The following is a 280-nucleotide window of genomic DNA, read 5'->3' as shown; positions in this document are numbered from 1 at the left end:
CCCGTCCTTGTGTACTAATATCCATATATTCTTGACTATAGCTCACAATTTCGGAATCCACATTCAAATATAGCTTTAAATGGTATGGCCCATTTTCAAAATTATCAATGGGTCTCCCTTCAAAGGTTTGATGTAAACCGATTTCATTATTTTCTTCGTCGTACTTTGTAAATTGATATTCATCTCCAAATAAAACGAATCTCCGTACAAAAGTTTCAACAGCAGCAGGAATATTACCGTCTACTAAACGGTATGGATTATCCAAAGTTGAATATATTGT

The 280-nt window shown here is 33.9% G+C and carries 1 protein-coding gene; it reads right to left on the bottom strand.

Annotated features, from left to right (window positions below; genetic code table 11):
* On the bottom strand, window positions 1-280 hold a 280-nt coding region (gene yycI, locus AOA61_RS30095), incomplete at both ends, for a two-component system regulatory protein YycI (protein WP_178075232.1).

Source organism: Pseudomonas sp. 2995-1, assembly GCF_002742505.1.
In the GTDB taxonomy this organism is placed as follows: domain Bacteria; phylum Pseudomonadota; class Gammaproteobacteria; order Pseudomonadales; family Pseudomonadaceae; genus Aquipseudomonas; species Aquipseudomonas sivasensis.
This window is presented reverse-complemented; position numbering and strand designations above follow the sequence as displayed.